The following is a 23,274-nucleotide window of genomic DNA, read 5'->3' on the forward strand; positions in this document are numbered from 1 at the left end:
GGTTCTGATTTTGTATCGCGCATGGAGACACAAACTCCAAAACCGACCGAAAAGGTTGTTCATGTACAATTTGGCCAAGAAAAACCAGAAGCTGTTGAACATGAGGGACAAGACCTTCAGGATCCGTGGGGCAGGGCGCTTCGGCGCCTATCAGAGTCTGAAGCACTATTGTTTAAAAGTTGGTACTGCGATCTCAAATTTGTTGAAATACAAGATCAGACAATCACCTTGCGCGCACCCAGCAAGTTCATCGCACAGTACATTCAATCTCACCATTTGAAACCTTTACTTGGAGCGGTCCAGCTCGAGTTCGGGCGAATTCAGAAAGTGTGTTTGCTCGGCTAACAATCCAGATTTGTAAGTCGCACGCTGTGCCGTGAGACAACCGAAATTGCTGATTTCAACCGTTGAGTTTGGCCTCGAACATCCCGATGGTTTTCAGAATGTTGTCGAACAAGGGGGGATCCCCGATGATCATTTCTTGCATCCCCACATAGTCCCGGCGCAGCGCTGCTTTCAGCTCAGGGTTCGGTAGCAATCTTAGTGATCCGGGCCTGGCATTCTCGTAGTTAGCCCAAGCCGCTTTGAAGAAGACGGACTTATGGTGTGCAACCTGATCCAGCAAATCGATCTGTTCGATAGCGCGAGAATGGGTCTCGTGTTTGATCAACTGAGCCATGTCGTAATAATGGCGCGACATACGGTCAGCCAGAGGTTTGGTGATGTCCTGATGATAGAGCATATGCAGGATCGTGGCTTTCTCCCAGAATGTGCGTTCAACACCCAAGACCTTCACATCGACGTCGCTCGCCTCCAACAGGTCTGGAAATGCCTGATGCACATAAGGTGATATCCTGCGGGACTCGGCTGGAAGGTGAACCCCACGGGCGCCAAATTCGAACCGCACTACCGGCTGGATGTAGCCGCTGGCCGCACTTGTCTCGGATGGATAGGCGAAAAGCAAGGTTTGTGCATCATTAGGATCGACCGAGAGGGAAAAGTGCTGATCAAGCACGGCGCCAAACTTGATCTTGGTTTCTTTCAGAAGCGGTCCTGAGACTACTTTGGTGGCCGTATCCTGAAGCTCCTGCAGCAGTTGCTTTTGTTTTTTGCCTGAAAGGGCAGGGTGCTCGGGGTCACGTGTGCCGTCGAAACCGAGCTGTGCCCGGTCGAGAGACAGATCCACGTCTTCTGAGAACCGATGGATGATGTCATAGACCTTGGATAGCGATGTCCCACCCTTGAAGATCATGTGAGTGCCAAAAGAGGGCAGGGCGAATAGATGTTTCAGCGACCAGCAGACCCAGAAATCCTTCTCAACGATTGCCTTGGAAATGCCAAGCTTTGCGGCCGTTTCCTGAAACGCTTCTTCACGGTTCTTTGGAGTATCGTTGGCAAACTGGTCCAAGATCAGACCCATGCCACGATTTGCTGCACTACCGGGTGCATCCAGGCCGGAACATATCTACTTTGTCTTGCGAGCAATGCGCGGTCCTTAACATCCAGATTGCGGGCCAGCGTGTCGACAACACGGCTATCCACCCGGTTTTTGCCAACATAGCGTAACGCCTGAAATACGGCGCCGGTTTTCTGGCCTGCACCAACTAGCGTTTTGGATGATGCATTCCGGAACTGGATGACTTGTCGACCAACTGTCTTGGTGCGGGTCGGGCCGTCGGTCATGTAAGTCGGCTTGGACGGCACTTGGGTCGACAGCCCCAACTGGTTGGCTGCCATGGCAGGGGAGGGCTGTAGAACCTGATTGTCTTTGCGTGCAATCGCTTTGGCAATGTCATCGGCTGACGGAGACAACAGCCCTAATCGGGCGCTCTTTCTCGGATAGTCATAAAGCCCACGCGTTAACCGTCGGATCATCCCTTGATCTGCCAAACGCGACAATGCCTGATCCACACTTGCGCGGGAGCCAATATCCAGAAAGTCGGTTGGCGCAAAGATTGCGCCCCGGCCTTTTCCGATGATGCGTTGTCTAATCGATGAAGTGATCATAGTTTTCTCCTTGTCAGAAAATATAATACTTTTTTCTGACTTACAAGTTAGCAGAGTATCTGGGTGATTTTGTAAGTTGAGCGGGAAGTGGAAGTTCGCTGCAGTCGCTACGCATGCTCGCAGGAAATGCGGAAGCTGACGTTTAGATAGCTTCCCAAGCGAGCATCTTTCTGTCCCGCCGCAAGGCGGCTCCGAGTTCGTACTTCATATGAATGGTCCATGCCGAAACTGGCGCAATGGGCGGGAAACGAACCTTCGTCGTGTCAATCCCGAACTCCGCTATGCGGCCTAAGCCGAGCTAGAGCTTGTCCACGCCGGTCATATTGATTGAATTCCGAAAGTGTGGAAACGTTCATATGGTAGACGCGTTAACGGCGATATTTCACATGAAGCGTATCCTGTTCTCAGTTGTGTTTTGTTTTCTGCCTGCGATGGTGCTGGCGGACAAAGTTGCCTTGGTAATTGGCAATGCGAACTACCAACATGTCAGCAATCTCAAAAACCCGTCGAATGATGCGATCGACATTGCAGAGGCATTGCGCAGGATCGGGTTTGAGGTCACAACAGGTCTTGATCTGGATTACCGCGACATGCGCCTTGCCATACGTGACTTTGGAGAAAAGGCAAAAAACGCCGAGTCGGTCATCGTATACTTCGCCGGCCACGGCATCGAGTTGGACAACACGAACTTCCTGATCCCTGTCAGTGCGGAACTGCGGAGCGACCGTGACATCGAACTCGAGGCAATCCGCCTCAACACATTGATTAGCTCCATCGCGGGCGCACCCGGCTTGAAGATCGTGTTGGTTGACGCCTGCCGCAACAATCCATTCCTCGCGACTATGGAGCGCACAAACAGCACCCGCTCAATTGGACGCGGACTTGCACGTATCGATCCGGGAGGTGTGTTGGTTGGATATGCTGCAAGGAGCGGAACGCTGGCGCTTGACGGCGATGGCCGCAACAGCCCCTATGCTCAGGCTCTGCTCAACCACATCGAGGAACCCGGACTTGAGATTGGCAAGTTGTTTCGGCGAGTCCGCGACAGGGTTTACACTCTGACAGAAGGCTATCAGGAGCCATTTACTTATGGCTCGCTTCCCGCCAGAGACATTTTTCTTGTTCCAGATGCGGCTGCAGGCTCGACGCCAGAGGAAGAAATTGAGCGTGTCGAAGACCAGATTTATGCGGACTTTGAACTTGCGCGTTCGCTCGGAAGGCTTGATGCGATCGAGATGTTTCTGGAGCGATACGAAGGCGAAAGGGATCATTTTGCAGTCGCGCTCGCCCTTTCGTTGCGGGACGACTTGCTTGCTGAGCACCAGAAGGACGAAGTGCCGGGCAACAGTAGTACTGCGCGAGACAAAGTAGCAGCTCTTGTGCCGACATCGCCTCAAAGCGCGAAGGATGATACAGAGACGCGCAGCCTGATCCGTGATATACAAACTGAGCTAAATCGCGTTGGCTGCAGCGCTGGCACAGCGGACGGTGTTGCGGGCCCACGCACGAGATCTGCTTTCTCTCGGTATATCAGCGCTAGAGAGAATCTTGGACTGACGCCTGAGAGCCTCGAGACCAGTGAAACTCTTGCCGCACTTCGAGGAGAGCAAGGAAGAGTCTGTAATCAGTTGGTCGCGCCGTCTTTCGCGACTTTTGATGGTGACTACATTGTCTTAATCAGACGCAGATGGGACGATGATTATTGGCAAACAACCAGTCGGCCCGACAAGGCCTATTTCCCCGGAAAAATCGAGCCACTTGCAGCCTTGCGCATCAATCGCAATGGAGACAAGCTGACCTTGCTATCTGCCCAAGGCTTTGCGGCCGAAGGGCCTTGGTTTAGGGACTTCACTGGCAAATTCGATGACTCCGGTCAGTTGAAATTGCGCTTCACATTGAGTTCGCATTTCGGGCAGGCGACACCCTATAAGGTCAATATAAGCGTCAAACTGCCCGAAGGACTTTCGCCAGGAAGAAGGCTTGTCTACGAGCCGCGCAGGATTGACGGGCAGTTTTTTCTGAATTTTCTAATACGCCGTGTCAGTTGAAACTTTAAAGCGATGTCCTTGCCTGCTCCGCAAGAAGACCGTCGCTCTGGGCTCCTCGTCGCTGTTCGCCGCAGATTTCGCCAAGGTCTTGTTTGGGCCGTCCGCGAAGACGGCCCAAGTTGTTAGATTTCAATGGCCTCTGCGATCGCAAGCGCATCTTCCAGCTCAACACCGAGATACCGGACGGTGCTGTCCATCTTGGTGTGCCCAAGTAGCAGCTGGACCGCCCGCAGGTTGCCGGTCTTCTTGTAGATCTGTGTGACTTTTGTCCTCCGCATCGAATGCGTTCCGTATGCACTGGCCTCCAGACCGATCGACGTGACCCAATCCCGGACGATCCGGGCGTACTGGCGTGTCGAGATGTGCAAGCGTTCATGGAAACGACCCGGCCATAGGTACTCCGAGCCGACCATGAGCTCATCTTCCATCCACTTTTCAACCGAGGCGCGTGTGCCTTCGGAGATTTCAAAACGAACCGGCTTCTGCGTTTTGCTTTGCAACACCGAAGCTCGTTCCTTGATCTGGCCGGACGCCATCACGTCGACGACTTTCATCTTCACGAGATCGCAGCCACGCAGTTTGCTGTCGATTGCCATATTGAACAGCGCCAGGTCCCGATGGTTCTCGGCGAGTTCAAGTCGAACACGGATTGCCCAGACGTGTTTTGGTTTCAGTGGCCGTTTTTGCCCAACGATGCGCCCTTTGTTCCAAGCCGGGCGAAGCGCACGAATGGCCGGTAAGTTTGGTGTTTCCATGACTGATCCTCCGATCCGCCATGCCCTCCCACAACGACAACCTGACGTTGACGATGCCTCCATATCACGGGATGCTGCGTCGCATCCGAGGTCGGGGCTGAGCCCAAATTGACCAATTCTGTCGTCAGGATCAATTGGCGCATACTGTCAAGAAGCTGCCACTCAAATTCGCGGATCAACGCAAAGCGAGTGAGAGTTTGCGGTCCGCACGTTCCACCAAATGCTTCAATCGGTGGCAGTTAACTTCGGGTCAGACGAAGATCGCTTCAGACGCCATATGTGCAAGATCGAACCCAGATGAATGCTGCACCAATGCGCGAATTGCGAGATTTTCCAGGCTCTGATGCTCAGGAAACGGGAGTGTGAATCCTACGGGGCAAAAGAATCCTTGACCAATTCCAACATCAGCTCTAGTAAAACTGAAATGACGTTTTGCTAGATGAAACGATTGCGAATGATTATGTGGAGCCGCGCATGTCGCGAAGCCACAAACCAACCAACAGTTCGGGAGGAGCCTGACATGATGAAAGATAACCAAAAACTGAAGCTCACCACGGCGCTAGTGGCAGGTGGCCTGGCCATTGCTTCGCCTGCCTTTGCCGAGGGAGAGGTCGTGTTTGCGTCCTGGGGAGGCTCGTTTCAGGATGCCTTGCGCTCAGCCATGCTGGAACCTGCCGCTGGTGCGCTGAATATCACTGTCAAGGAAGATACGACAAACGGCATTCAGGACGTGCGCGCGCAGATCACGGCGGGTGCCGTTGCATGGGACGTTACAGAACAGGATTTGCCTTCGTGTGAAACCCTGAGCCGGGAAGGCAGCCTTGAGCCGATCGACTATTCGATTGTTGACACCACAGGCATTCCGAAAGAGCTGATCCATGACAATTACATCGGCTTCATCAACTTCACCAAGGTGATTGCCTATCGCAAGGATGCATTTGGCGACAATGGCCCGTCCAATTGGGCAGAGTTCTGGGATCTGGAAAACTTCCCCGGCAAGCGCGGTATGCACGGCAAGGTGAACTATAACCTCGAAGCCGCGCTCATGGCGGATGGTGTGCCGATGGCCGAGATCTATGACACGTTGGCCACGAATGAGGGCAAGGCGCGCGCATGGGACAAGCTGGGTGAGATTGCCCCCGAAGTTACCGTTTGGTATCGCGGCGGGTCGCAATCGGCGCAGTTGCTGCGTGACGGCGAAGTGGACGTGATCCATATGGGCCATAACCGCGTAGAAAGCGTGATCGCGTCGGGCATTGATGTGGCCTATGCCTTTGATGGCGGCACGATGGACGTGGACTGCTTGTTGGTTCCCAAGGGGGCTCCGAATAAAGACAACGCGATGCGCCTTATCAACGAATTGCTGAGCGCCGAAGCACAGGCGAGGCTGGCGGTGACCATGCCGTTGGGTCCGGTGAATTCGGGTGCCTTCGGCACCGGGATAATCTCGGATGAGATGGCAGTGAAGGTCAACACACATCCCGACAACTATGGCAAGCAGCTTCTGGTCGATCCGAACTTTTACATCGGCCAGCTGGGCGAGTTGACCGAAGAGTTTGACACGCTGATCCAACAGTAAAAAATATCTGGGCGCGGCACATCTTGTGCTGCGCCCATTTTTGTCAGGTTAGGAGCCCCCATGTCACCTGCAGCCCACTCCCTTCCCATCGATATATCCAACCTGTGCAAGGCCTACGGATCGGTCAAAGCGCTGAATGACGTGTCTTTGAACATCGCCGCGGGCGAGTTCCTGACATTGCTGGGGCCATCAGGCTCCGGCAAGACGACGCTTTTGATGGCGCTGGCCGGATTTGTGCGTCCTGATGGCGGGTCGATCCGGTTTGGCGAACAGGAAATGATTGCAACGCCGCCCCACAAGCGCGGCCTTGGCATGGTGTTCCAAAGCTATGCGTTGTTTCCGTTCATGACGGTCGCAGAAAACGTGGCTTATCCGTTGAAAATTCGCGGGGTGTCCAAAAGCGATCAGAAGGCCCGCGCCGAGCGCGCGCTGGAGACCGTGCAGCTGGGCGGTTATGGCGACCGGCGCATCACGCAATTATCCGGGGGACAAAGACAGCGCGTGGCCCTTGCCCGCGCCATGGTTTTTGAGCCGCAGATCATTCTGATGGATGAGCCGTTGTCAGCGCTCGACAAGAAGTTGCGCGAACATATGCAAATCGAATTGAAGGCGCTGCATGAAAAGCTGGATGCAACTGTCGTTTACGTGACCCATGACCAGCGCGAAGCCCTGACGATGTCGGACCGGATTGCAGTGGTCAATCATGGGCGGATCGAACAGATCGCGACGCCTGAGCGGCTCTATCGCCAGCCGCATAGTTTCTTTGTGGCGGATTTTATCGGGGAATCCATTTCCCTGCCGGTTAGTGTAGCGAATGACACGGCGCAGCTTGGCGAGCGCGTTCTGAAATCCAATACGCCTATTGCGCTGGGCAGCGGAGGCCATCGTCTGATCATCCGGCCCGAGTTGCTGGAAGTCACAGCAGGCGCGGTGCCAGACGCCGCCAATGACCTGTCCGGCCAAGTGCATGACATCATTTATCAGGGCGACAGCGTTCTAGTGATCGTTCAGCACGACAGCGCTGGTCAGATCAATGTGCGTGTGCCTGCCAATCGCGCGGGCCAAACCGGGTTGCCGTCGAAGGGAGAGCAAATCGGCCTTGCCCTGCATCCCGAAGATACGATCATCGTACCGGAACATGTGGCATGAGTATCGCCGAGACGTATGAAGGTGCTGGGACTCTTCAGAATGCCAGCACGCTCAAATCCGAAGAACGCCGCGAAAAACTGACGTTTCTTGGGCTTTCGATGCCTGCGGTTTTGACGATCTTGATCGTCGTCTTCCTGCCGATTTTCTGGCTGTCTTCGCTGTCGTTTTTCAATGCGGCAGGCGAACTGAGCACGGAAAATTACACGCGCATCTTTAGTAGTGCTCTCTATCGGCGAACCTTTGTCGTCACGTTTCAGATCAGCATTGCCGTGACGGTGATTTGCGTCCTTCTCGGCTACCCGCTGTGCTACTGGCTGACAAAGATGCCGAACAAAACAGCGGCCATTCTGATGGTGTTTGTGCTGGTCCCCTTCTGGACCTCGGTTCTGGTGCGGACCTATGCGTGGCTGGTGCTTTTGCAGCGCAATGGGATCATCAATTCGTCGCTGATGTCACTTGGCATTATCGAAGAACCGCTGCAACTGGCGCACAATCTGACCGGCTCCATCATTGGCATGGTGCATATCATGCTGCCTTTTTTGGTTCTGCCGCTCTACGCCACTATGCGCAATATTGACGGCGACCTGGTCCGAGCCGCCGTGGGCCTTGGTTCCAGCCCGCGCGGGGCCTTTTGGCGGGTATTTTTCCCAATGTCCCTGCCGGGCCTTTTTGCCGGCATCGTGCTGGTTTTCATCCTGTCGCTTGGGTTCTTTGTCACACCGGCTTTGCTGGGCGGTGGCCGGGTTCAGATGCTGGCGCAGCGTATCGAAAGCACCATCACAGTCTATTCGAACTGGGGGGCCGCATCAGCCCTGGGCGTGGTCCTGCTGTTGCTGGCGCTGGCGATGATCTGGCTGATGAACCGTGTCTTCGGGCTCGACAAACTGTTTATGCGCTGAGGATCTGAAAATGGAACAAGTCGGACAACGTAAAATCGACGGCCTGTGGCTGACAGTGGTCGGCATTGCTGTGCTGTTCTTTCTCATCCTGCCCACGCTGATCGTTATCCCGATGTCGTTTTCGGGGGCATCCTATCTGGAATTCCCGCCGACATCGCTCTCGTTTCGCTGGTACGTGGCCTATGTCACGTCGCCGGAATGGATGAGCGCAACAAAGACCTCGCTGATCGCGGCGGCGCTGACCACGGCAATCGCGACGCCCCTGGGCTCACTTTGTGCCTATGGTCTGCATTGCTCTGCGCCTCGTATCAGGAGCGCGGCTCAAATCCTTGTGATCATGCCGATTGTCGTGCCAGTGATCCTGATCGCTGTTGGAGTGTTCAGCCTCTATGCCAAGCTGGGGCTCAATTACACACTGACCGGGATCGTGATCGCCCATACTGCGCTGGCGCTGCCATTCGTGATCGTGACGGTGATGTCGGGATTGCAGAATTATGATTTCGATCAGGAGCTTGCAGCGCGCAGCTTAGGGGCGTCCCGTGCATACGCATTGTGGACAATCACCGTACCGCAGGTGAAATTCTCGATCCAGACAGGGGCTTTTCTGGCATTTATCACGTCGCTGGACGAGGTTGTGATCTCGATGCTGGTCTCGGGCGGGGAAAACGCCACAATCACCCGGCGCATGTTCAATTCACTGCGTGATCAGCTTGATCCGACAATCGCGGCGATCTCGACCTGTCTGATTGTCGTGTCCATCACGGCGCTTATCGGTGTGCAGATGATCGGGCGTCGGAAAGACAAGGCACAATGATGCGGGTCTTATTTTTCGCCAAACTCCACCCGAATCTGGCGGGCGGCATCAAGGACCGCCGCGCGATACTTTTCGACGGCTGTGTCATTGAAGCGGACGCGCAGGCCGGACAAGCTGATCGCGCCCAGCAATTCATCTTCGAACCCAAGAACAGGAACCGACAGTCCGGCGACGTCAGGATCGCGTTCACCAAGGCTGAGATAATACCCGGCCTTTCGGATGCTGGCCGCCTGTTTTCCCTGCCGGATGGAATAAGCATCCAGCACCTGACCCGAAGAGCCCATGCTCAGCGGAATGATCTCGCCCTCCTGAACGTGATCCCGCGCAAGCCTTGGCGAATTGACCCGGTAGAGGCACACGCCAGAGTTGCCGCGTTGCACATAAAACGACGCACTTTCGCCGGTCGCATTCACCAAATTCGCAAGCACCGGTCGCACAATTGGCCCCATCCGCAGGTTTTGGCGAAACACGGATCCAAGACGCCACAAAGACGGCCCGAGGTGAAACAGACCCTCGGCGTCTCGCGTAATATGACCAAACTTTTCAAGCGACACGCTCAGACGCAGAATTGTCGCCTTGTTGACCCCGCTGCGGTCCGCAACCTCCTTCAAAGAGAGGCCTGCATCGCCCGGCTCAAAGATGTCCAGCACACGCAATGCGCGCTCTACCGCTTCGACACCACCATTGGCGTCAGGGGATCGGGGCTTGTCGGGCATAGGCAGACCTTTCGACGCAAATCCGTCGCTTTTTATAGCCGGTTTGAGCGCAATTGGAAATCGCAAATAACGAAGGCGTCTGGCAATGAATAGCGCGCGGAAACAAATGATAACAGCTGGTTATGCGGACCTTCCTTTTGGCATTCATTCGCAATGTAAGGCTGATTGTGTTGGGGTTATGGGCGTTCCGAGCGAAGTTAACACCGGGCCCCGATCCGGCACCTCTCTGGCACCCGATGCGCTGCGCAAAATGACTGCCCAACTTGGGATCGGACTGCCTGTAGATGGTCGGGATCTTGGCAATCTGGACCTGTCAGGGGATTGGCCTGCCGCGTTGGAACAACTTGTGACGCAAATGGTGGATCACGGTGTTGTACCCGTTGTCTTGGGTGGCGCGTCTGATGTCGCCTCGGGTGTGCTGGGGGCCTTGCCTGATCTGCCAGTTGTCGCGGCCATGCCGTTGGCCCGGCGTGATATCGCGACGCGAACAGCCAACACGATCTGGGTGGGATTGAACGGCGATCAACCTGCTGGTGTCTGGGATCTGATCAGCCAGCGCAAGATGGATTGGCGCACCGCGCGGCAGTTGGATGAAGGGCACGGCGACTATTCTGACACGCCCGAGCGCGCTGTCTTGTGGATCGACATATCGGTCATTGATCTGGGGCATGCAGCTGGCAGCGTCGGCCTAAATCCCGGCGGGATGAAACCTGAAACGCTGGTTTCCGTCATTGGTGCCATGTCCTGTAAATGGCAGGCGATTGTGATCACCGGCCTTGCGCCTGCGCGCGACACCAGGGGAATGTCGGAACTGGCGGCGATCGAAACCCTGAACGCGGCGTTGCACAATGAGTGAAGCGGCGCAAATACAGTTTGACGCGATCCCCAGTTTTCTGGGCGCATCCATTGGCGATCTGGAAGATCTCGTGCCCGGTCAGGTCGCGATTGCAGGCTATTTTTGTGACAATCTCGCCCGGCCATCGGCAGGGCAACGCTATCTCGCGCGCCAGCTTCGGTATGCGTCCTGCCCCACAGTAACACCCGCGAATGCAATTGACCTTGGGGACGTGAACGTCTTTCCGCTAGAACCTGACAAGCATTTTCTCGCAGTTGCCTCGCAATGTGAATCGGTTCTTGAAACCGGTGCCCGCATGGTGTTGGTAGGCGGCGATTCCAGCGGTTTGGAAGCGCTTGACGTCGCCGCAAGACAGGTCACAGGTGCGGATGTTCCCATCATTGGGGTCAATGGCGGCGCAGTGAGCCATTTGCCCCGCACCCAACCGGTCATCCTGTCTGTGGATTTACAAGAGCTTGCGGGCAAATGGGTATCGCACCCGCATCGCCTGACGGGAATGTCACCAGCACAAATGATCGCGCAAATTGACGCCACCCCGGGCGATACCATCGCGGCTGCGGTTTTTGGGCTTGCCCCGGAACTGGACAACCGTGGCAAGGCTGAAACCCGCGCTGCACTGGCGATCCTGCAAGCGGTCACAGCTCGTCTTGAGAAAGGAGCAGGCTGATGCCTCTACGTTCGGCCCCGTTGCCGCGCATGGCAGGGCATCTGTCGTTCATGCGCTCTCAGACCAAAGCAATCGGCGACGTCCGGTCTGGAGATCTGGCCGTACTGGGCATCCCGTTTGAAGATACAAACGCACCTCATGCAGGGCAATCTCTGGCGCCGCGTGCATTACGCGAAACCTCGGTCTATTTCGGTTGGCACGCAAATCCACAATTCAGTCACCCCGTAGATATCGATGCGCGTCAGGATATCAGTACCGATGGCCTGCACGAGCGGCTTTGTGATCTCGGAGATATTGCACCGGGGTCCGAAGATGCGATCCACGCGGCCTTGAAGGCGGCCATGCGTCAGATCAGCGACAATGGCGCCTGTGCAATCTTTTTGGGCGGATCAGATCGCATGTCCGAGACGGCGCGGAGCGCGCTCCCTCATTGTCAGACAGTGCAGCTTGGCGGTACACCAGCCGATGCGCGCGATTTTCATATTGCGCCCTTGCCGAACGGAACGACCACGCCGGTAAATAGAGATACTGCCGCGCAGCGTGCCGCGTTTTCAGAGTGGCGGGATCCATCAAAGCCGTTGTTTGTTCGGTTTGATCTCTCGGTGTTTGAAACATCGCTCAGTGCGCTTTGTGATCGGCCCCGTTTGGGGGGCTGCGATCTTGCGACGGTGGTGCAATGGCTTGAGCTTTTGGGACGGCACGAGGTCAGCGCCATTATGTTGACCGGTCTGAATCCGAACCGTCCCGGAATGGGTGTCGTGAAGGTTGGCCAACGCCTGATGGTCACGGCTCTTCTGGCGTTTATCTATGCGCGCCTCGGCTTTGGGATTGATTTTCCGCGCCGCCAAACTTCCAAGGAAAAAGTACTGACATGACTGCAGCGATAACGACATTTCTCCCGCCTCTGGCACAACCGGGGTATCGGCTGTTTGATGGGCCTCTGCTCGATGCCGCCGACGTCCGTCCGGGCCAAATCGGTGTGGTGGGTATGCCCAGCGATTGGACACATTCAAGCCGGCTCGGAACCAGGTTTGGTCCCGAGGCGCTGCGTAAGGCAACGACGGTATTGCAATCCATGCGACCGCAGGGGGTCAGTTTTGATCCAGATACGGGCCAAAGAAGCGCAACGGCCAGCGACTGGCTCGTGGATTGCGGGGATGCAGTGATCACCCCTGAGGATGTAGACGCAACCACCGAGGCCATTGCCGCAATGACCGAGGCGCTGAGCGTTGGAGGGGCGATCCCTCTGGCACTGGGCGGTGATCACTATAATAGCTTCCCGGCCTGCCTTGGCTATTCCCGTGGGTTGGCCAAACGCGCACCAAATGCACGTTTTGGGTATATCCAGATCGACGGTCATCTGGATTTCTCTGACCGGCTTGGCGCGTGGGGCAGCCATAACCACGCAACCAATGCCCGTCGGATTTCCGAACTGCCCAATGTCGACGTGTCCAATATGGTTTGGGTCGGGATCACCGGTTGGGTCGACAGCGGTGAACTCGCCTTGATCGAAGAGCAGGGCGGTCGGGTGTTTTCGGCTGGCGACGTACATAAATTGGGGACGGCAGAGGCAATTCGTCAGGCGTTGGAGCATGCCATGAAGGGATGTGACGAACTGTATCTGTCAATCGACATCGATGCGATGGACGCTGGCTACCTCCCCGGCACCGGCTCAATCGTTCATAGCGGTATTACACCGCGTCAGTATTACGATCTGCTGGATGGGCTGGCCGAGGCCCCGTTGGGTGGACTGGATATTGTTGAGGTGTCCCCTCCTCTTGATCCGTCGGAGCGTACCGAATTTCTGGCTGCAGAAATGTTGTTCCGGATCCTGCGTCGCTTCCGCACACAACCTGTGACCGGGGCGGTGACAGAGCAATGATGGACTACAAAGGAACAGAGCAGCTGGGTGGGTTTTCCCATGCAGGAAAAACACTTGCGCCCGCGACACGGCCCTGGATCACAGACCTGTCAGCGCTTTGCCCTTACGAGGGCCTGCAACCCGGGAACCTACCGGAATTTGAACGCGACCCGAATTGGGACAACTGGGCGCTCACCGACAGTCCCAAAGACCCGAACCTGCGCCTGAACTGGCATCTATTTGAGGACGGTGGAAGAAGATTGATGGTCGCCGACCGGATGCTTATGAGCCGCGTCAGCTGGCAGGATCTGGATGATGCGGGGTATGTCCATGGCACAGAGCTGTCGATTGATGGACGCCTGTTTCGCTGCCGGTTGCTTACGGGGGGGGATACGCCCTGTAGTGACCCTTTTCAGGGGGCGACGCGCCCCAATGAATGGGATGCGCTGGTGGGGGGCAGCGGGGCGTTGAACGCTCCGCAACCGGACCCGGCCAATAGTACAGCACCGCTTTGCCCGGATCATCTGACCTCGCCTCATAACCGTTTGTGGAACTGGTTCGGCGCGGTCAGCTGGACCGCCGAACCGGTTGCCAGACGGGCCGATGGGCGGGTGTGCAGGGGCTATCATGGCCCGACCTATTTTTACGTGAATACTGTGGACCACCGGCATGAAGATATCGGGTGGCGACCAGTTCTTGAGGAAGCGCTATGACTGCAAACCCCTTTGCCAACTTTATCGCCGGATCATGGGTTGCTAGCAGCGACGCGGCCCCCAATGTCAACCCGTCCGACCTGAACGACACGATCGGCGAGTATGCCCGGGCAAGCGCCGATCAAACGGTTGACGCAATCGAGGCCGCGGCCGCGGCCCTGCCGAATTGGCGCAAGACATCGCCTCTGGTCCGGTTCGAAGCGCTCGACCGGATCGGGTCGGAAATCCTCGCCCGTGTAGACGAGCTGGGCGATATGCTGGCCCGCGAAGAGGGCAAAACCTTGCCCGAAGCCAAGGCCGAAGCGCATCGCGCCGGGCATTTGTTCAAATATTTCGCGGCTGAGGCGTATCGTGCGACCGGCGACACCTACCAATCTCTGCGCGAAGGTGTGTCGCTAAATGTTGTACGCGAGCCAATCGGCGTTGTGGGCGTAATCACGCCCTGGAATTTCCCACTGGCGATCCCCGCATGGAAAATCGCACCCGCTCTGGCCTATGGCAATACGGTTGTGTTCAAACCTGCCGAACTGGTGCCCGGATCGGCATGGATGTTGTCCGATATTATTGCCCGTGCGGGCGTGCCTGAGGGGGTGTTCAACCTTGTGATGGGAAAAGGCCGTGAGGTTGGGGAGGCAATCGTTACGCACCCCAAGGTGTCCGGGGTCACATTCACCGGTTCCACACCCGTCGGTCGCCATATGGGGGCGGCGCTGTTTGCGCGAGGAGCGAAAATGCAGCTGGAGATGGGGGGGAAGAACCCCTTGATCGTGCTGGATGACGCCGATCTGGATCTGGCGGTGCACTGCGCCGTTCAGGGCAGCTTTTTCTCAACCGGACAACGCTGCACAGCGTCTTCCCGCCTGATTGTGACCGAGGGCATTCACGACGCATTTGTTGACCGTCTTTGCGCGGCAATGAAAGACCTTCGGATCGGTGATGCGCGCGCTCCGGAAACCCAGATTGGTCCGGTCGCCAGTGAAGCGCAGCTCGCCATCGACAAACGATACGTGTCTCAGGCTGTGGATGACGGTGCAACGCTTGCCGCAGGTGGTGGCGAGGTCAAATCCAAAACAACCGGCCATTACTTTGCGCCTGCGTTGTTTACGGATGTGTCACCCGACGCAGCCGTGGCACGAGACGAAATCTTTGGGCCCATCGCCGCCGTGTTACGCGTGCCGGATTACGACGCCGCCCTGGCCACGTCCAACGACTGCGAATTTGGATTGTCCGCAGGAATTGTCACGCGGGATCCCGCCAAAATCGATCACTTCTCGCAGAACGCCGAAGCAGGCATGATACAAGTCAATCTGCCCACCGCCGGCATGGATTTCCACGCACCCTTTACGGGCCGAAAGGGATCCTCTTATGGTGCACCGGAAAAAGGCAGCTATTGCCGCGAGTTTTTCACGGCGGCCAAGGTTGTACACGCGGGGCGCGGATAATGTCGCAGACACCTTTGAAGGGCATTCGTGTTCTTGATCTGACCAATGTCCTTGCCGGTCCGTTCTGTTGTCATCATCTGGCGCATCTGGGCGGCGAGGTTATCAAGGTCGAAGCCGTCGGTCGGGGCGATCTCGCCCGCCAACTGGGGGCCGACCCAGAGCTGAACAAAGTCAACATGGGCGTGTCCTTTCTCGCCCAGAACGCGGGCAAGAAATCGGTCACGGTCAACCTCAAGAACCCACGGGGTCGAGAGATTTTTCTGAAACTGGTCGAAACTGCAGATGTCGTGGTTGAAAACTTCCGGCCCGGCGTCATGACGCGCCTCGGCGTGGGCTACCAGACCCTGAAAGAGGCCAATCCGACCCTCATCTATTGTGCTATCTCCGGCTTTGGCCAAGAGGGCCCGTGGATACGCCGCCCGGCTTATGACCAGATCATACAGGGAACCTCGGGTGTGATGTCGATCACCGGGGATAGCGACAGCGCGCCGCTGCGCGTTGGATATCCGGTGGCAGACACTGTGGGGGGCATCACCGCAGCCTTTGCGATTTCATCTGCTCTGAACGCCAATCCGCGCGGCACCTTTATTGATGTGTCGATGCTGGAATCGGTGCTGGCGACAATGGGCTGGGTGGTGTCGAACTATCTGATCGCCGGCGTCAATCCGACTGCCAATGGCAATGAAAACCCCACTTCGGCGCCTTCCGGTGCGTTTGAAGCGAAGGGCGGGTTGATCAACATTGCCGCAAACAAAGACCAGCAATGGGAGCTACTGACGGACCACCTGGGATTGGCCGCGCTGCGCGAGCGGCCTGAATATGCCACGCGCGAGGATCGCAAACGCAATAGGCTGGCTCTGAAAACTGAGCTGGAGACCGTGTTGAAGACCCGGTCACCGCGCGACTGGGCCAAGGAACTCAATAGCATTGGTGTGCCATCAGGAGCGGTTTTGACAGTGCCGGAAGTATTGGAAATGCCGCAGGTTGCAGACCGCGGTTTCCTCGACCAGTTTGAAAACGTCCCCGGCGTCGGACGCGACATTCAGGTTGCCACGACCGGGATCAAATTGGACGGCAGCGCGCCCACCGTCGATGCACCACCGCCCACATTGGGGCAGCACAACTCTCAAATCTGGAGCGAGTTAGGTCTTTCACCGGAAGACATTGAAAAACTGGCAAAGGATGGCGCGATATGACGGACCCCGCAGGACGCAATGACGCCGATGCCATTTGCCACTGGTGGCGCACCGAAATTATCGACATGGCTCCGGGGCGGATCGCCTTTCGCGGCCACCCGATCCAGGACCTGATCGGAAACGTCAGCTTTGCTCAGATGATCTGGCTCATGGTGCGCGGCAATTTGCCCACGCCAGAACAGGCGGCGCTTTTTGAATGCGCGCTGGTGGCGGGCGTGGATCATGGTCCGCAGGCGCCATCGATAGCCGCAGCGCGTATGGCCGCGACCTGTGGGCTGGGGCTCAACAACGTCATGGCCACCGGGGTCAACATGTTGGGTGACGTGCATGGCGGCGCCGGTGAACAATGCGCCGAGCTTTATTTCGACGTCGCCAAACGGATGGATGACGGCGCTGAACAGGAAGTTGCCGTCCGCGACGGTATCGCCGCCTGGTGTGAGGAAAATGGCAAGATCGTCTCGGGTTTTGGCCACCGTTTCCACAAGCCCGTCGATCCCCGCGCACCGCGATTGATGGCGTTGGTACGCGAGGCCGCGATGTCAGGCACTGTAGAAGGGCGATTTGCCGATATCGGTGAAGCTATACAGACGGAAATCGGACGTAAGCGCGGTGCCGATATCGCGATGAATATCGATGGGGCCACGGCTGTTATCTTTTGCGAATTGGGGTTCCCGGCACCGCTTTCCCGGGGATTGTTCTGTCTTTCCCGCTCGGTTGGCGTCTTGTCTCATGGCTGGGAACAGATTCAACAGGGCGGGCGGAACAAGGGGCCAATGCCGCCGCGTTATCTGCCGGAATATATTGGTGTCAAATCGGAGCGCTAACCCGATGACCATTGATGGTGCGAACGCCTAAATTCACACCGAACTTGGCATTGAAGCGCCACTGGCGTGTGGACTGTTTTGCCGGTCTCGGTCATTGGGCATCCCCCCCTAGAAGCAGACCCAACATGTTAGTCTGAACAAAGATTCACTTCTTTGGTGTTGTCTTTGAAGGTATTTCAATCCAGGCGAGAATCGATACATTTTCATGCTTGTTCTGACGTCAGCGAAGCGCACCGAGCTGCCATCGCGACAAGCGCGGCGAATTCACACTTGGTCCGCGATGCGTGAGTTTGTCGATCGCTGGATTTCGCAGTCGCAGCTAAAGTCCGGTCTGGTGGGCCGCACCGCAGCGATGCGCGCCCTCGGTCAACGGCAGCAAAGGGCCGATCTCCTAACAAGTTGTGGAAAGAAATTACGGGATCACCTTAGATCTCAGCGTTATCGCTCAGATTGAACCAAGTTGGCTATGCTAGTTCGCTGATCATCGATTTCAGATGGCGCATGTCGGTACCGCAGCATCCTCCAAATACTTGGATCGACGGATTCTGCCTCGCAATCGCGGCAATCTGTTTACCAAGTTCAGCTGGATCGCCTTCGTCCAGCTCATCTGCTTCGTCAAGTTCCGCATGCGAGCAACTCGAAGCGTTCGCCACAAGGCCTCTCAGCCGGGGGTGGTTGCCAAGCGCTCCGGCGAAATGGGTAGGGTGAGCGCAGTTGACCATAAAAAACAGCGCCGCCGAGTCGGTTGCTGCGTCGATCTGGTCAATTCCGTCCACAAGTTTGGTCCCGTCTGCCAGGCACCCGTCTGTCTCAACAACCAGAGACATGATGATCGGCAGTTCAGCGTCCCGGGCGGCGAGGATGCATCCCGCTGCCTCGCTTGGGCGGTTGAATGTATAAGCGGTGACCAGATCGAGGCTTGTGTCTTTCAGGCTGTGCATTTGAGCGGCGTGGTATTGACGTGCATCTTCGACGGGTACCGGCGGGATGTCGGCGTAAGGATCATGGCGCGGGCCGATGCAGGCCGACACCAGTACATCATCGCGAGCGGCAGCTTGGCGCACGTCTTCCATTAGACTGACCGCATCTTTGTTTACTTCGGCGAGCCGCTCTGCATCGTACCCCAAGGGCGCTGCCCGGTCGGCGTTCGCCATCCATGTGGGCGCATCAAGGATGCATCCGACATTCATTTCACGGGCCAGATCGACAAGAGCCTGCATTTGACCGGCCAGTATCACCCTGGTGCCAGGTTCTTCCAGCAATGGAAACGACGCGAAACCGGGAAGCTCAATTCCATGATTGAAAATCAGGTCGGTGCCAGTGCCGGCGTAAACCAGAAAGGGCTTGTTACCTTCGAGTGGGAGCTGTCGCGCCATTCTGATCCACGCCTATTGCCGTTACCTCTGCACAAGAAACCTACTTTGTCTCGGGCCTCCTGTGAACCTTAGGACTGCGACAGGGTGTATTCCGTCACTCTGATCCCCACGCCAGGCCAAACACCAGGTCATGTCTCGGTCGAAATCACCAGTGGCGACCGGCGCGCTCTGATTACAGGTGATGCAATCCATACAACCGCCCAGTGCTGGCATCCCGAGTGGCATTTTATGTTTGATTCCGATGCTGAGATGGCCGTGACATCCCGTCGGAAACTGTTGGAAAGCGCCTCGGAAACGGGATGTATTGTGCTGGGAAACCACTTCGCTTTGCCGTCTATTGGTCGGGTGAAGGCGGACAACGACGCGTTTCGCTGGGAGGACTAGCCCAGGTTGTATTTTGATGTGCGCGGGTCTGTTGTGGGATGGCGGCTGACGTGAAAGTTCGACGCGCCGCGCAGCTTACAGGCAATGATCGGCGAAACTAAATCTCGAACCCATTGGGCTATGTCACATTCCCTTGAATTCTTGTTTCACAAGCTTTCTCTCTTCACCATTTTGTGAAAGCCTGAAGCAGTTATGAGTGACAGAGTGTGCAATTTTCAGAAAACAGTGGTTCTTTCTGAACTCCAATCAGCTCTCTTGGACGGAATTTGTGATCACTGCGAGGTGACAAGTTCGGAACTGGCCAAGAGTGGAGAGGTGCTGGAAATATGTGGACAAGAGTACTGTTTCGATTATGAAACCGGTGTGTCCACGGAGACTGAAATTTTGTTGTGCCCCAGCTGTCACGAGGCAAACCATCTGGACGCGCAGCGACAGCATAACCCTTGCCACATCTCTGCAAGACGCAGCCGGGAAAACATGGGTTAGTCGATGGGTTCAGGAGGCGAAGCTTTGGAACGGTTTTTGCAAGAACCATCGCTGGTCCAATTTCGGTAGTCTGACAGACCAAGCTCGTCCCACATCCAGCCGAAATCATACTCAGCCACCGGAGAGCCGGTCTGGCGCGCGCTGCGGTTTTCGATTGTCTTCAGCCAGTCTATGACTTTCTTCCTGCCCGCCGTGCTGCGAACGGCCTGGCGCGGGGTCTTGCCATCCAGGGCAGGAATCGGCTGGTCAAGCGTATCGCGGTAATGCTGTTCGAGATATTCGTGGGCCATCTGACGGGCAAGGGCACGGGGGATGTCCTCTTCTTCTGCCACTCCGTTACTCGTGCTGTCATCCGCCATCATCTGTTCGGCGGTCTGGATTGATGTCAGCGGAGATTTCACCAGGTCGCCCAGGAGGTCCCGGACCAGGGCTTCGCCGCGTTCAGCGCGCGCTGTAGAGCTCACAGAAAGTGTGAGTGTCCGACCTTTCAGATCTAGGGACCCAAGCACGGAGGCCCCTGACATTGATTTGTCCAACACGAGGCCGGTGCCGTGCTTGGTGCCGGACGGGGTGTCGAGGTCAAGCCAGGTCCAATCCTTCTGGCCTGAGATCACGAGTTCTGCGGACTGTGTTAGCTTTTCAGATACCTGGCTTTGCGTCACTTTGCTGGCGAGGGGGAAGCGCATGTCGTGAAAGAGCAGGTTGTCGCCATCGCTGTTGCTGATTTGTGGTGGTTCCGGATCCAGTAGGTTCGGCAGATGTGCGAAGAGCCAGGCATTGGTGAAGAGGGGTGCGGAACGGTGTAGCTGATCCTGTGTCAGCCTCAGTTCAACGTCGGGGTTCAATTTCAACACGGAGCGGAGCCCGTCTTCAAAAAACGCGACGGTGTCGGGGTCGAATGGGAGCAGCGCCCCCGAGATCACGTTATAATCCCCCTGTGCGACAACCCGAGCTGCGATGCGATCCCATCGCTGCAGCATCTGCGTCGCGCTGTGTTCCCGGACGGTAACCGGCTCTGCGTCCGAAAGCATGTTGCGCAAGACCATGGATCTGCCGGGGTCTACCTCGCTCACCTCATAAAGGCTGACCGACGCGTCCCGCAATCCTTTGATATAGGCGCGGGTCTGCGCACTCTCCTTGGAACCGCTCCCTTTCAGATAAGCATCCGCAGCGTTTTCGGCGTCCGCTCCGAATGTCCTGCCCAGCAAATCTTCCAGGCCACCACCCCACAGGACCATCGGCCAATCCTCGCCCAGCAAGTCGCCCAGATCCTCGAACTCAAGATCGAAGGCCTCGAGCGCTGGCAGAAAATGCTCGTCCAACACATCAGCGAGCCGCTCATGCCAAATCTCGTCACGGGTGATAAACCCGATGAGCCCACCAAGATCGTTCCCCGTTGTCATCTTCAGCTTCTCCCTGTTTGCCGGACAGGGGCGATTTAGCGCAGATTGCAACCGCCAGCCAGCCCACACGCGTATGCAGACCTGCGTTACATGGAGGGACTTGTCATGGCGAATGCTATGTCTTTGGCTCCCGCCCAAAAAGCTCTGTGAAAAGCTTTTCGGAGCGGCGCAGGCCTTCATCGGTCAGTACCACCGATTTTGCCTTTCCAACCGGGTCCAGGATCAATCCGTTACGGTGCAGGCGATCAAGCGCTCCCCAGTCAAAGCCTTAGGGCCGTCCTGAACCCAGCGAATTCGGGGATGTTGCGAGCCGCTTCGACGACGGGTGTGAGCCCAACTAGTGGATTCGTCAGGGCGTTTCCGCCGGTATTCTATGATTGCTAAAAGATGGTGGTGCTGATCGCTGTCGTATTAGATTTTCCGCAAATATGCCCAAGAGACGTATCCCTTAAGCTTGCGCGCGCGCTCCAAAGAGACGCGGCACCAACGGGTGCCACCGGTCTGCTCACAGCCGTGAACTCGTAGTGCGGTTCCATTTGGAAGACCAACGATCACATTGAACCCTGTTCCAGGCCCACTGCGCATTTTTAGCATGTCACCGTCTTCGACGCCAAAAACCTCATATGTTCCGAGTGACGCGGCCGCCGCCGGTTTAACGTCCATGACGACCCCCAGGAACAAAGCCATTAGGGGTAAAAAGATTGCATTGCGCATCGCGATGTCCTGCTTATTGCCTCAACGACAATCGTAGCAACTCGGGTCACCAAGAGGAACAACTCCAAGACAGAAATGTAGGTGATACCAAAGCTTCAAACGCTACATTTCTTCCAAATGGTGGGGAACCCTGGCCCAGTTGGGGGCATCTTTCACAAAAACCTTGCTCGTTGGCTTGAAGTTGTTTGGCTCATCCAATGTCCCAGCCGCAATGCTCGTCAATCCGAAGGCTGTCACGCCCCACAGGCCTGATCCGCAGGTGCCACAAAAATGCTTGATGACAGGTCGACCTTCCTTTGAGGTCTTCTCAAAGGTCCGTGGTTTGCCTTTCAGCAGCTGCAGGTCTTCCGACTTTATCATGTACCCGGCATAACCGTCCGTTCCGGTCATCGATAGGCAATCACTGCAAAAACACATGAGTTGCATTACTGCGCTGCCAGTGACCTGGTATCGAACCTCACCGCAAAAACATCCGCCTTCCAAGATTTCAGCCACGTTGCCTTCATCCTTCTATTTCGTTTTGCAAGATATGAGAAAACCGTACCTACTCTGGCCAGTGGTCACAACGGTTCCAGCAGCGGAATGTGGAATGGTGCCAATATGAGCTCCTGTACCTGGATGGGTACGAGGCAAGCATCAGACAGATTGAGTTGTCGAATGTTTTCATCACGGTTCTGAATCCTTGCCAATTGACTGTTCCAGCAAAGTCATTGGACAGACGAGCTTTATTGATCGACAATCGCGTCATGGAGCTGACAGACACCACACCTGTGCACCTGATCCATGTGGACCCTGAGATCAACATGGCGCGGTTCTATGGCATCGAGTTGCAGCCGACGTTGTTTGGGGAGGTTTCAGTGCTTCGTACCTGGGGGCGTATTGGCACGAACGGGCAAGCCATGATGGTGACGTATGATGACGAAGCCCTGGCTAGTGAAGCGCTCCACAATCTCGAAAAGCAAAAGCTCCGTCGAGGGTATGTTCCGGTCGGTGAGTGACTTCGGGCTGCAGTCTGTTTCTGTGGCAAATCCCGAGCCTTTCGGCTCGTGAGCAGGCTCTAGGTTTCAGCCGACGTATCGGCTTCCACCCAGAACACCCCAGAATGATCTCCCTGTCCCAGTAGCCCCTGACCCGTCTCTTGCGAGCCGGGGCAGGGGCTTTGGGTCATGGTCGGTCCATGCCGTGGTGATCTGCCCATTCGGGTGACGGTCCCTTTTGCGCTCACGCAGGATCAGAGATCCTTTGTCCTTTCCTTGTGGGTCAGGCGGGATTTGGACAAGCCAAACGCTACCTTCCGTAAGGGGGAAGGCGCGGCCTCCCCCCTCGGACAAGACAAATAGACAATACCGTGTCCTCGCGCGCCTGCGCTGCGGGCCGCACCACTC

24 protein-coding genes and 1 pseudogene are annotated in these 23,274 nt (G+C 56.4%); 16 read left to right on the top strand and 9 right to left on the bottom strand.

Annotated elements, in window-relative coordinates:
- A partial coding sequence (locus ACR0KG_RS19710; protein ID WP_480828230.1) for a DnaA N-terminal domain-containing protein occupies positions 1-345 on the top strand: 345 nt, incomplete at its 5' end.
- Between the two features lie 55 nt (positions 346-400).
- Here ACR0KG_RS19710 and ACR0KG_RS19715 read toward each other — a convergent pair.
- Together ACR0KG_RS19715 and ACR0KG_RS19720 are read right to left on the bottom strand one after the other, a co-directional pair.
- Positions 401-1,420: a nucleotidyl transferase AbiEii/AbiGii toxin family protein gene (locus ACR0KG_RS19715; RefSeq protein ID WP_170702628.1), complete on the bottom strand. Its 1,020-nt coding sequence runs from the start codon at positions 1,418-1,420 to the stop codon at positions 401-403.
- On the bottom strand, positions 1,411-2,007 hold the full coding sequence (locus tag ACR0KG_RS19720; protein ID WP_170702629.1) for a DUF6088 family protein: 597 nt from the start codon (positions 2,005-2,007) through the stop codon (positions 1,411-1,413). Before ACR0KG_RS19720 ends, ACR0KG_RS19715 begins: the two co-directional genes overlap by 10 nt.
- Before the next feature lie 386 nt (positions 2,008-2,393).
- Here ACR0KG_RS19720 and ACR0KG_RS19725 point away from each other — a divergent pair, with 386 nt between their 5' ends.
- Complete coding sequence (locus tag ACR0KG_RS19725) at positions 2,394-4,055, top strand: caspase family protein (RefSeq protein ID WP_170417841.1); 1,662 nt, start codon at positions 2,394-2,396, stop codon at positions 4,053-4,055.
- Positions 4,056-4,177: 122 nt separating this feature from the next.
- Here the strand turns inward: ACR0KG_RS19725 and ACR0KG_RS19730 are convergent, their stop codons facing one another.
- Entirely contained in the window at positions 4,178-4,810 is a 633-nt protein-coding gene (locus ACR0KG_RS19730) for a tyrosine-type recombinase/integrase (RefSeq protein WP_093037018.1), read from the bottom strand.
- Positions 4,811-5,330: 520 nt separating this feature from the next.
- Between ACR0KG_RS19730 and ACR0KG_RS19735 the strand changes: the two genes are divergently transcribed.
- From ACR0KG_RS19735 to ACR0KG_RS19750, 4 genes are read left to right on the top strand one after another with little or no spacing between them, the layout of a single operon-like run.
- Complete coding sequence (locus tag ACR0KG_RS19735; protein WP_170417838.1) at positions 5,331-6,389, top strand: ABC transporter substrate-binding protein; 1,059 nt, start codon at positions 5,331-5,333, stop codon at positions 6,387-6,389.
- A 60-nt stretch (positions 6,390-6,449) separates the two neighbouring features.
- Positions 6,450-7,538, top strand: coding sequence for an ABC transporter ATP-binding protein (locus tag ACR0KG_RS19740; protein ID WP_170417835.1), 1,089 nt, complete (start codon positions 6,450-6,452; stop codon positions 7,536-7,538).
- A complete protein-coding gene (locus ACR0KG_RS19745; protein ID WP_170417832.1) occupies positions 7,535-8,437 on the top strand; it encodes an ABC transporter permease in 903 nt (300 codons plus the stop codon). The genes ACR0KG_RS19740 and ACR0KG_RS19745 overlap by 4 nt, the downstream gene beginning before the upstream one ends.
- A gap of 10 nt (positions 8,438-8,447) precedes the next feature.
- Entirely contained in the window at positions 8,448-9,251 is an 804-nt protein-coding gene (locus ACR0KG_RS19750; protein WP_170417829.1) for an ABC transporter permease, read from the top strand.
- 8 nt (positions 9,252-9,259) lie between these two features.
- Here ACR0KG_RS19750 and ACR0KG_RS19755 read toward each other — a convergent pair whose 3' ends face one another.
- The gene (locus tag ACR0KG_RS19755) at positions 9,260-9,967 is read right to left on the bottom strand and encodes an IclR family transcriptional regulator (RefSeq protein WP_170417827.1); all 708 of its coding nucleotides are present in this window, start codon (positions 9,965-9,967) and stop codon (positions 9,260-9,262) included.
- 178 nt (positions 9,968-10,145) lie between these two features.
- Between ACR0KG_RS19755 and ACR0KG_RS19760 the strand changes: the two genes are divergently transcribed.
- From ACR0KG_RS19760 to ACR0KG_RS19795, 8 genes are read left to right on the top strand one after another with little or no spacing between them, the layout of a single operon-like run.
- Positions 10,146-10,823 (top strand): arginase family protein, encoded by a 678-nt coding sequence (locus ACR0KG_RS19760; RefSeq protein ID WP_170474326.1) that lies wholly within the window; start codon positions 10,146-10,148, stop codon positions 10,821-10,823.
- The gene (locus tag ACR0KG_RS19765; RefSeq protein ID WP_170417821.1) at positions 10,816-11,490 is read left to right on the top strand and encodes a hypothetical protein; all 675 of its coding nucleotides are present in this window, start codon (positions 10,816-10,818) and stop codon (positions 11,488-11,490) included. Before ACR0KG_RS19760 ends, ACR0KG_RS19765 begins: the two co-directional genes overlap by 8 nt.
- On the top strand, positions 11,490-12,365 hold the full coding sequence (locus tag ACR0KG_RS19770) for an arginase family protein (protein WP_170417818.1): 876 nt from the start codon (positions 11,490-11,492) through the stop codon (positions 12,363-12,365). The genes ACR0KG_RS19765 and ACR0KG_RS19770 overlap by 1 nt, the downstream gene beginning before the upstream one ends.
- Positions 12,362-13,372, top strand: a complete 1,011-nt coding sequence (locus ACR0KG_RS19775; RefSeq protein WP_170417815.1) for an agmatinase family protein — start codon at positions 12,362-12,364, stop codon at positions 13,370-13,372. Before ACR0KG_RS19770 ends, ACR0KG_RS19775 begins: the two co-directional genes overlap by 4 nt.
- Positions 13,369-14,064 (top strand): hypothetical protein, encoded by a 696-nt coding sequence (locus tag ACR0KG_RS19780; RefSeq protein ID WP_170417812.1) that lies wholly within the window; start codon positions 13,369-13,371, stop codon positions 14,062-14,064. The genes ACR0KG_RS19775 and ACR0KG_RS19780 overlap by 4 nt, the downstream gene beginning before the upstream one ends.
- A complete protein-coding gene (locus ACR0KG_RS19785) occupies positions 14,061-15,506 on the top strand; it encodes an aldehyde dehydrogenase family protein (RefSeq protein ID WP_170417809.1) in 1,446 nt (481 codons plus the stop codon). The genes ACR0KG_RS19780 and ACR0KG_RS19785 overlap by 4 nt, the downstream gene beginning before the upstream one ends.
- A complete protein-coding gene (locus ACR0KG_RS19790) occupies positions 15,506-16,702 on the top strand; it encodes a CaiB/BaiF CoA transferase family protein (RefSeq protein ID WP_170417806.1) in 1,197 nt (398 codons plus the stop codon). Before ACR0KG_RS19785 ends, ACR0KG_RS19790 begins: the two co-directional genes overlap by 1 nt.
- Positions 16,699-17,526, top strand: a complete 828-nt coding sequence (locus ACR0KG_RS19795) for a citryl-CoA lyase (protein WP_170417803.1) — start codon at positions 16,699-16,701, stop codon at positions 17,524-17,526. The genes ACR0KG_RS19790 and ACR0KG_RS19795 overlap by 4 nt, the downstream gene beginning before the upstream one ends.
- 464 nt (positions 17,527-17,990) lie before the next feature.
- Here the strand turns inward: ACR0KG_RS19795 and ACR0KG_RS19800 are convergent, their stop codons facing one another.
- Positions 17,991-18,902, bottom strand: a complete 912-nt coding sequence (locus ACR0KG_RS19800) for a homocysteine S-methyltransferase family protein (RefSeq protein WP_170417800.1) — start codon at positions 18,900-18,902, stop codon at positions 17,991-17,993.
- A gap of 84 nt (positions 18,903-18,986) precedes the next feature.
- Between ACR0KG_RS19800 and ACR0KG_RS19805 the strand changes: the two genes are divergently transcribed.
- Positions 18,987-19,286, top strand: coding sequence for an MBL fold metallo-hydrolase (locus ACR0KG_RS19805; RefSeq protein WP_170417797.1), 300 nt, complete (start codon positions 18,987-18,989; stop codon positions 19,284-19,286).
- A 482-nt stretch (positions 19,287-19,768) separates the two neighbouring features.
- Here the strand turns inward: ACR0KG_RS19805 and ACR0KG_RS19810 are convergent, their stop codons facing one another.
- The 4 genes and pseudogenes from ACR0KG_RS19810 to ACR0KG_RS19825 form a co-directional block, all read right to left on the bottom strand.
- Entirely contained in the window at positions 19,769-21,175 is a 1,407-nt protein-coding gene (locus ACR0KG_RS19810) for a DUF7986 domain-containing protein (RefSeq protein WP_174819503.1), read from the bottom strand.
- A gap of 115 nt (positions 21,176-21,290) precedes the next feature.
- Positions 21,291-21,431, bottom strand: a pseudogene (locus ACR0KG_RS19815) (DUF6429 family protein); the annotation flags it as partial.
- Between the two features lie 155 nt (positions 21,432-21,586).
- Positions 21,587-21,889: an SH3 domain-containing protein gene (locus ACR0KG_RS19820; RefSeq protein WP_152460662.1), complete on the bottom strand. Its 303-nt coding sequence runs from the start codon at positions 21,887-21,889 to the stop codon at positions 21,587-21,589.
- Positions 21,890-21,991: 102 nt separating this feature from the next.
- On the bottom strand, positions 21,992-22,384 hold the full coding sequence (locus ACR0KG_RS19825; RefSeq protein WP_152460663.1) for a GFA family protein: 393 nt from the start codon (positions 22,382-22,384) through the stop codon (positions 21,992-21,994).
- A gap of 215 nt (positions 22,385-22,599) precedes the next feature.
- On the opposite strand from ACR0KG_RS19825, the gene ACR0KG_RS19830 reads away from it, so the two are divergent.
- Complete coding sequence (locus ACR0KG_RS19830; RefSeq protein ID WP_237215935.1) at positions 22,600-22,887, top strand: WGR domain-containing protein; 288 nt, start codon at positions 22,600-22,602, stop codon at positions 22,885-22,887.
- Positions 22,888-23,274 lie beyond the last annotated feature (387 nt).

Source organism: Ruegeria sp. H4 (assembly GCF_056533065.1).

Bases quoted from the DNA above. Each gene is read 5' to 3' on its own strand.
- ACR0KG_RS19715 (WP_170702628.1), bottom strand. From the start codon at position 1,420: ATGGGTCTGATCTTGGACCAGTTTGCCAACGATACTCCAAAGAACCGT.
- ACR0KG_RS19720 (WP_170702629.1), bottom strand. From the start codon at position 2,007: ATGATCACTTCATCGATTAGACAACGCATCATCGGAAAAGGCCGGGGC.
- ACR0KG_RS19725 (WP_170417841.1), top strand. From the start codon at position 2,394: ATGAAGCGTATCCTGTTCTCAGTTGTGTTTTGTTTTCTGCCTGCGATG.
- ACR0KG_RS19730 (WP_093037018.1), bottom strand. From the start codon at position 4,810: ATGGAAACACCAAACTTACCGGCCATTCGTGCGCTTCGCCCGGCTTGG.
- ACR0KG_RS19735 (WP_170417838.1), top strand. From the start codon at position 5,331: ATGATGAAAGATAACCAAAAACTGAAGCTCACCACGGCGCTAGTGGCA.
- ACR0KG_RS19740 (WP_170417835.1), top strand. From the start codon at position 6,450: ATGTCACCTGCAGCCCACTCCCTTCCCATCGATATATCCAACCTGTGC.
- ACR0KG_RS19745 (WP_170417832.1), top strand. From the start codon at position 7,535: ATGAGTATCGCCGAGACGTATGAAGGTGCTGGGACTCTTCAGAATGCC.
- ACR0KG_RS19750 (WP_170417829.1), top strand. From the start codon at position 8,448: ATGGAACAAGTCGGACAACGTAAAATCGACGGCCTGTGGCTGACAGTG.
- ACR0KG_RS19755 (WP_170417827.1), bottom strand. From the start codon at position 9,967: ATGCCCGACAAGCCCCGATCCCCTGACGCCAATGGTGGTGTCGAAGCG.
- ACR0KG_RS19760 (WP_170474326.1), top strand. From the start codon at position 10,146: ATGGGCGTTCCGAGCGAAGTTAACACCGGGCCCCGATCCGGCACCTCT.
- ACR0KG_RS19765 (WP_170417821.1), top strand. From the start codon at position 10,816: ATGAGTGAAGCGGCGCAAATACAGTTTGACGCGATCCCCAGTTTTCTG.
- ACR0KG_RS19770 (WP_170417818.1), top strand. From the start codon at position 11,490: ATGCCTCTACGTTCGGCCCCGTTGCCGCGCATGGCAGGGCATCTGTCG.
- ACR0KG_RS19775 (WP_170417815.1), top strand. From the start codon at position 12,362: ATGACTGCAGCGATAACGACATTTCTCCCGCCTCTGGCACAACCGGGG.
- ACR0KG_RS19780 (WP_170417812.1), top strand. From the start codon at position 13,369: ATGATGGACTACAAAGGAACAGAGCAGCTGGGTGGGTTTTCCCATGCA.
- ACR0KG_RS19785 (WP_170417809.1), top strand. From the start codon at position 14,061: ATGACTGCAAACCCCTTTGCCAACTTTATCGCCGGATCATGGGTTGCT.
- ACR0KG_RS19790 (WP_170417806.1), top strand. From the start codon at position 15,506: ATGTCGCAGACACCTTTGAAGGGCATTCGTGTTCTTGATCTGACCAAT.
- ACR0KG_RS19795 (WP_170417803.1), top strand. From the start codon at position 16,699: ATGACGGACCCCGCAGGACGCAATGACGCCGATGCCATTTGCCACTGG.
- ACR0KG_RS19800 (WP_170417800.1), bottom strand. From the start codon at position 18,902: ATGGCGCGACAGCTCCCACTCGAAGGTAACAAGCCCTTTCTGGTTTAC.
- ACR0KG_RS19810 (WP_174819503.1), bottom strand. From the start codon at position 21,175: ATGACAACGGGGAACGATCTTGGTGGGCTCATCGGGTTTATCACCCGT.
- ACR0KG_RS19820 (WP_152460662.1), bottom strand. From the start codon at position 21,889: ATGCGCAATGCAATCTTTTTACCCCTAATGGCTTTGTTCCTGGGGGTC.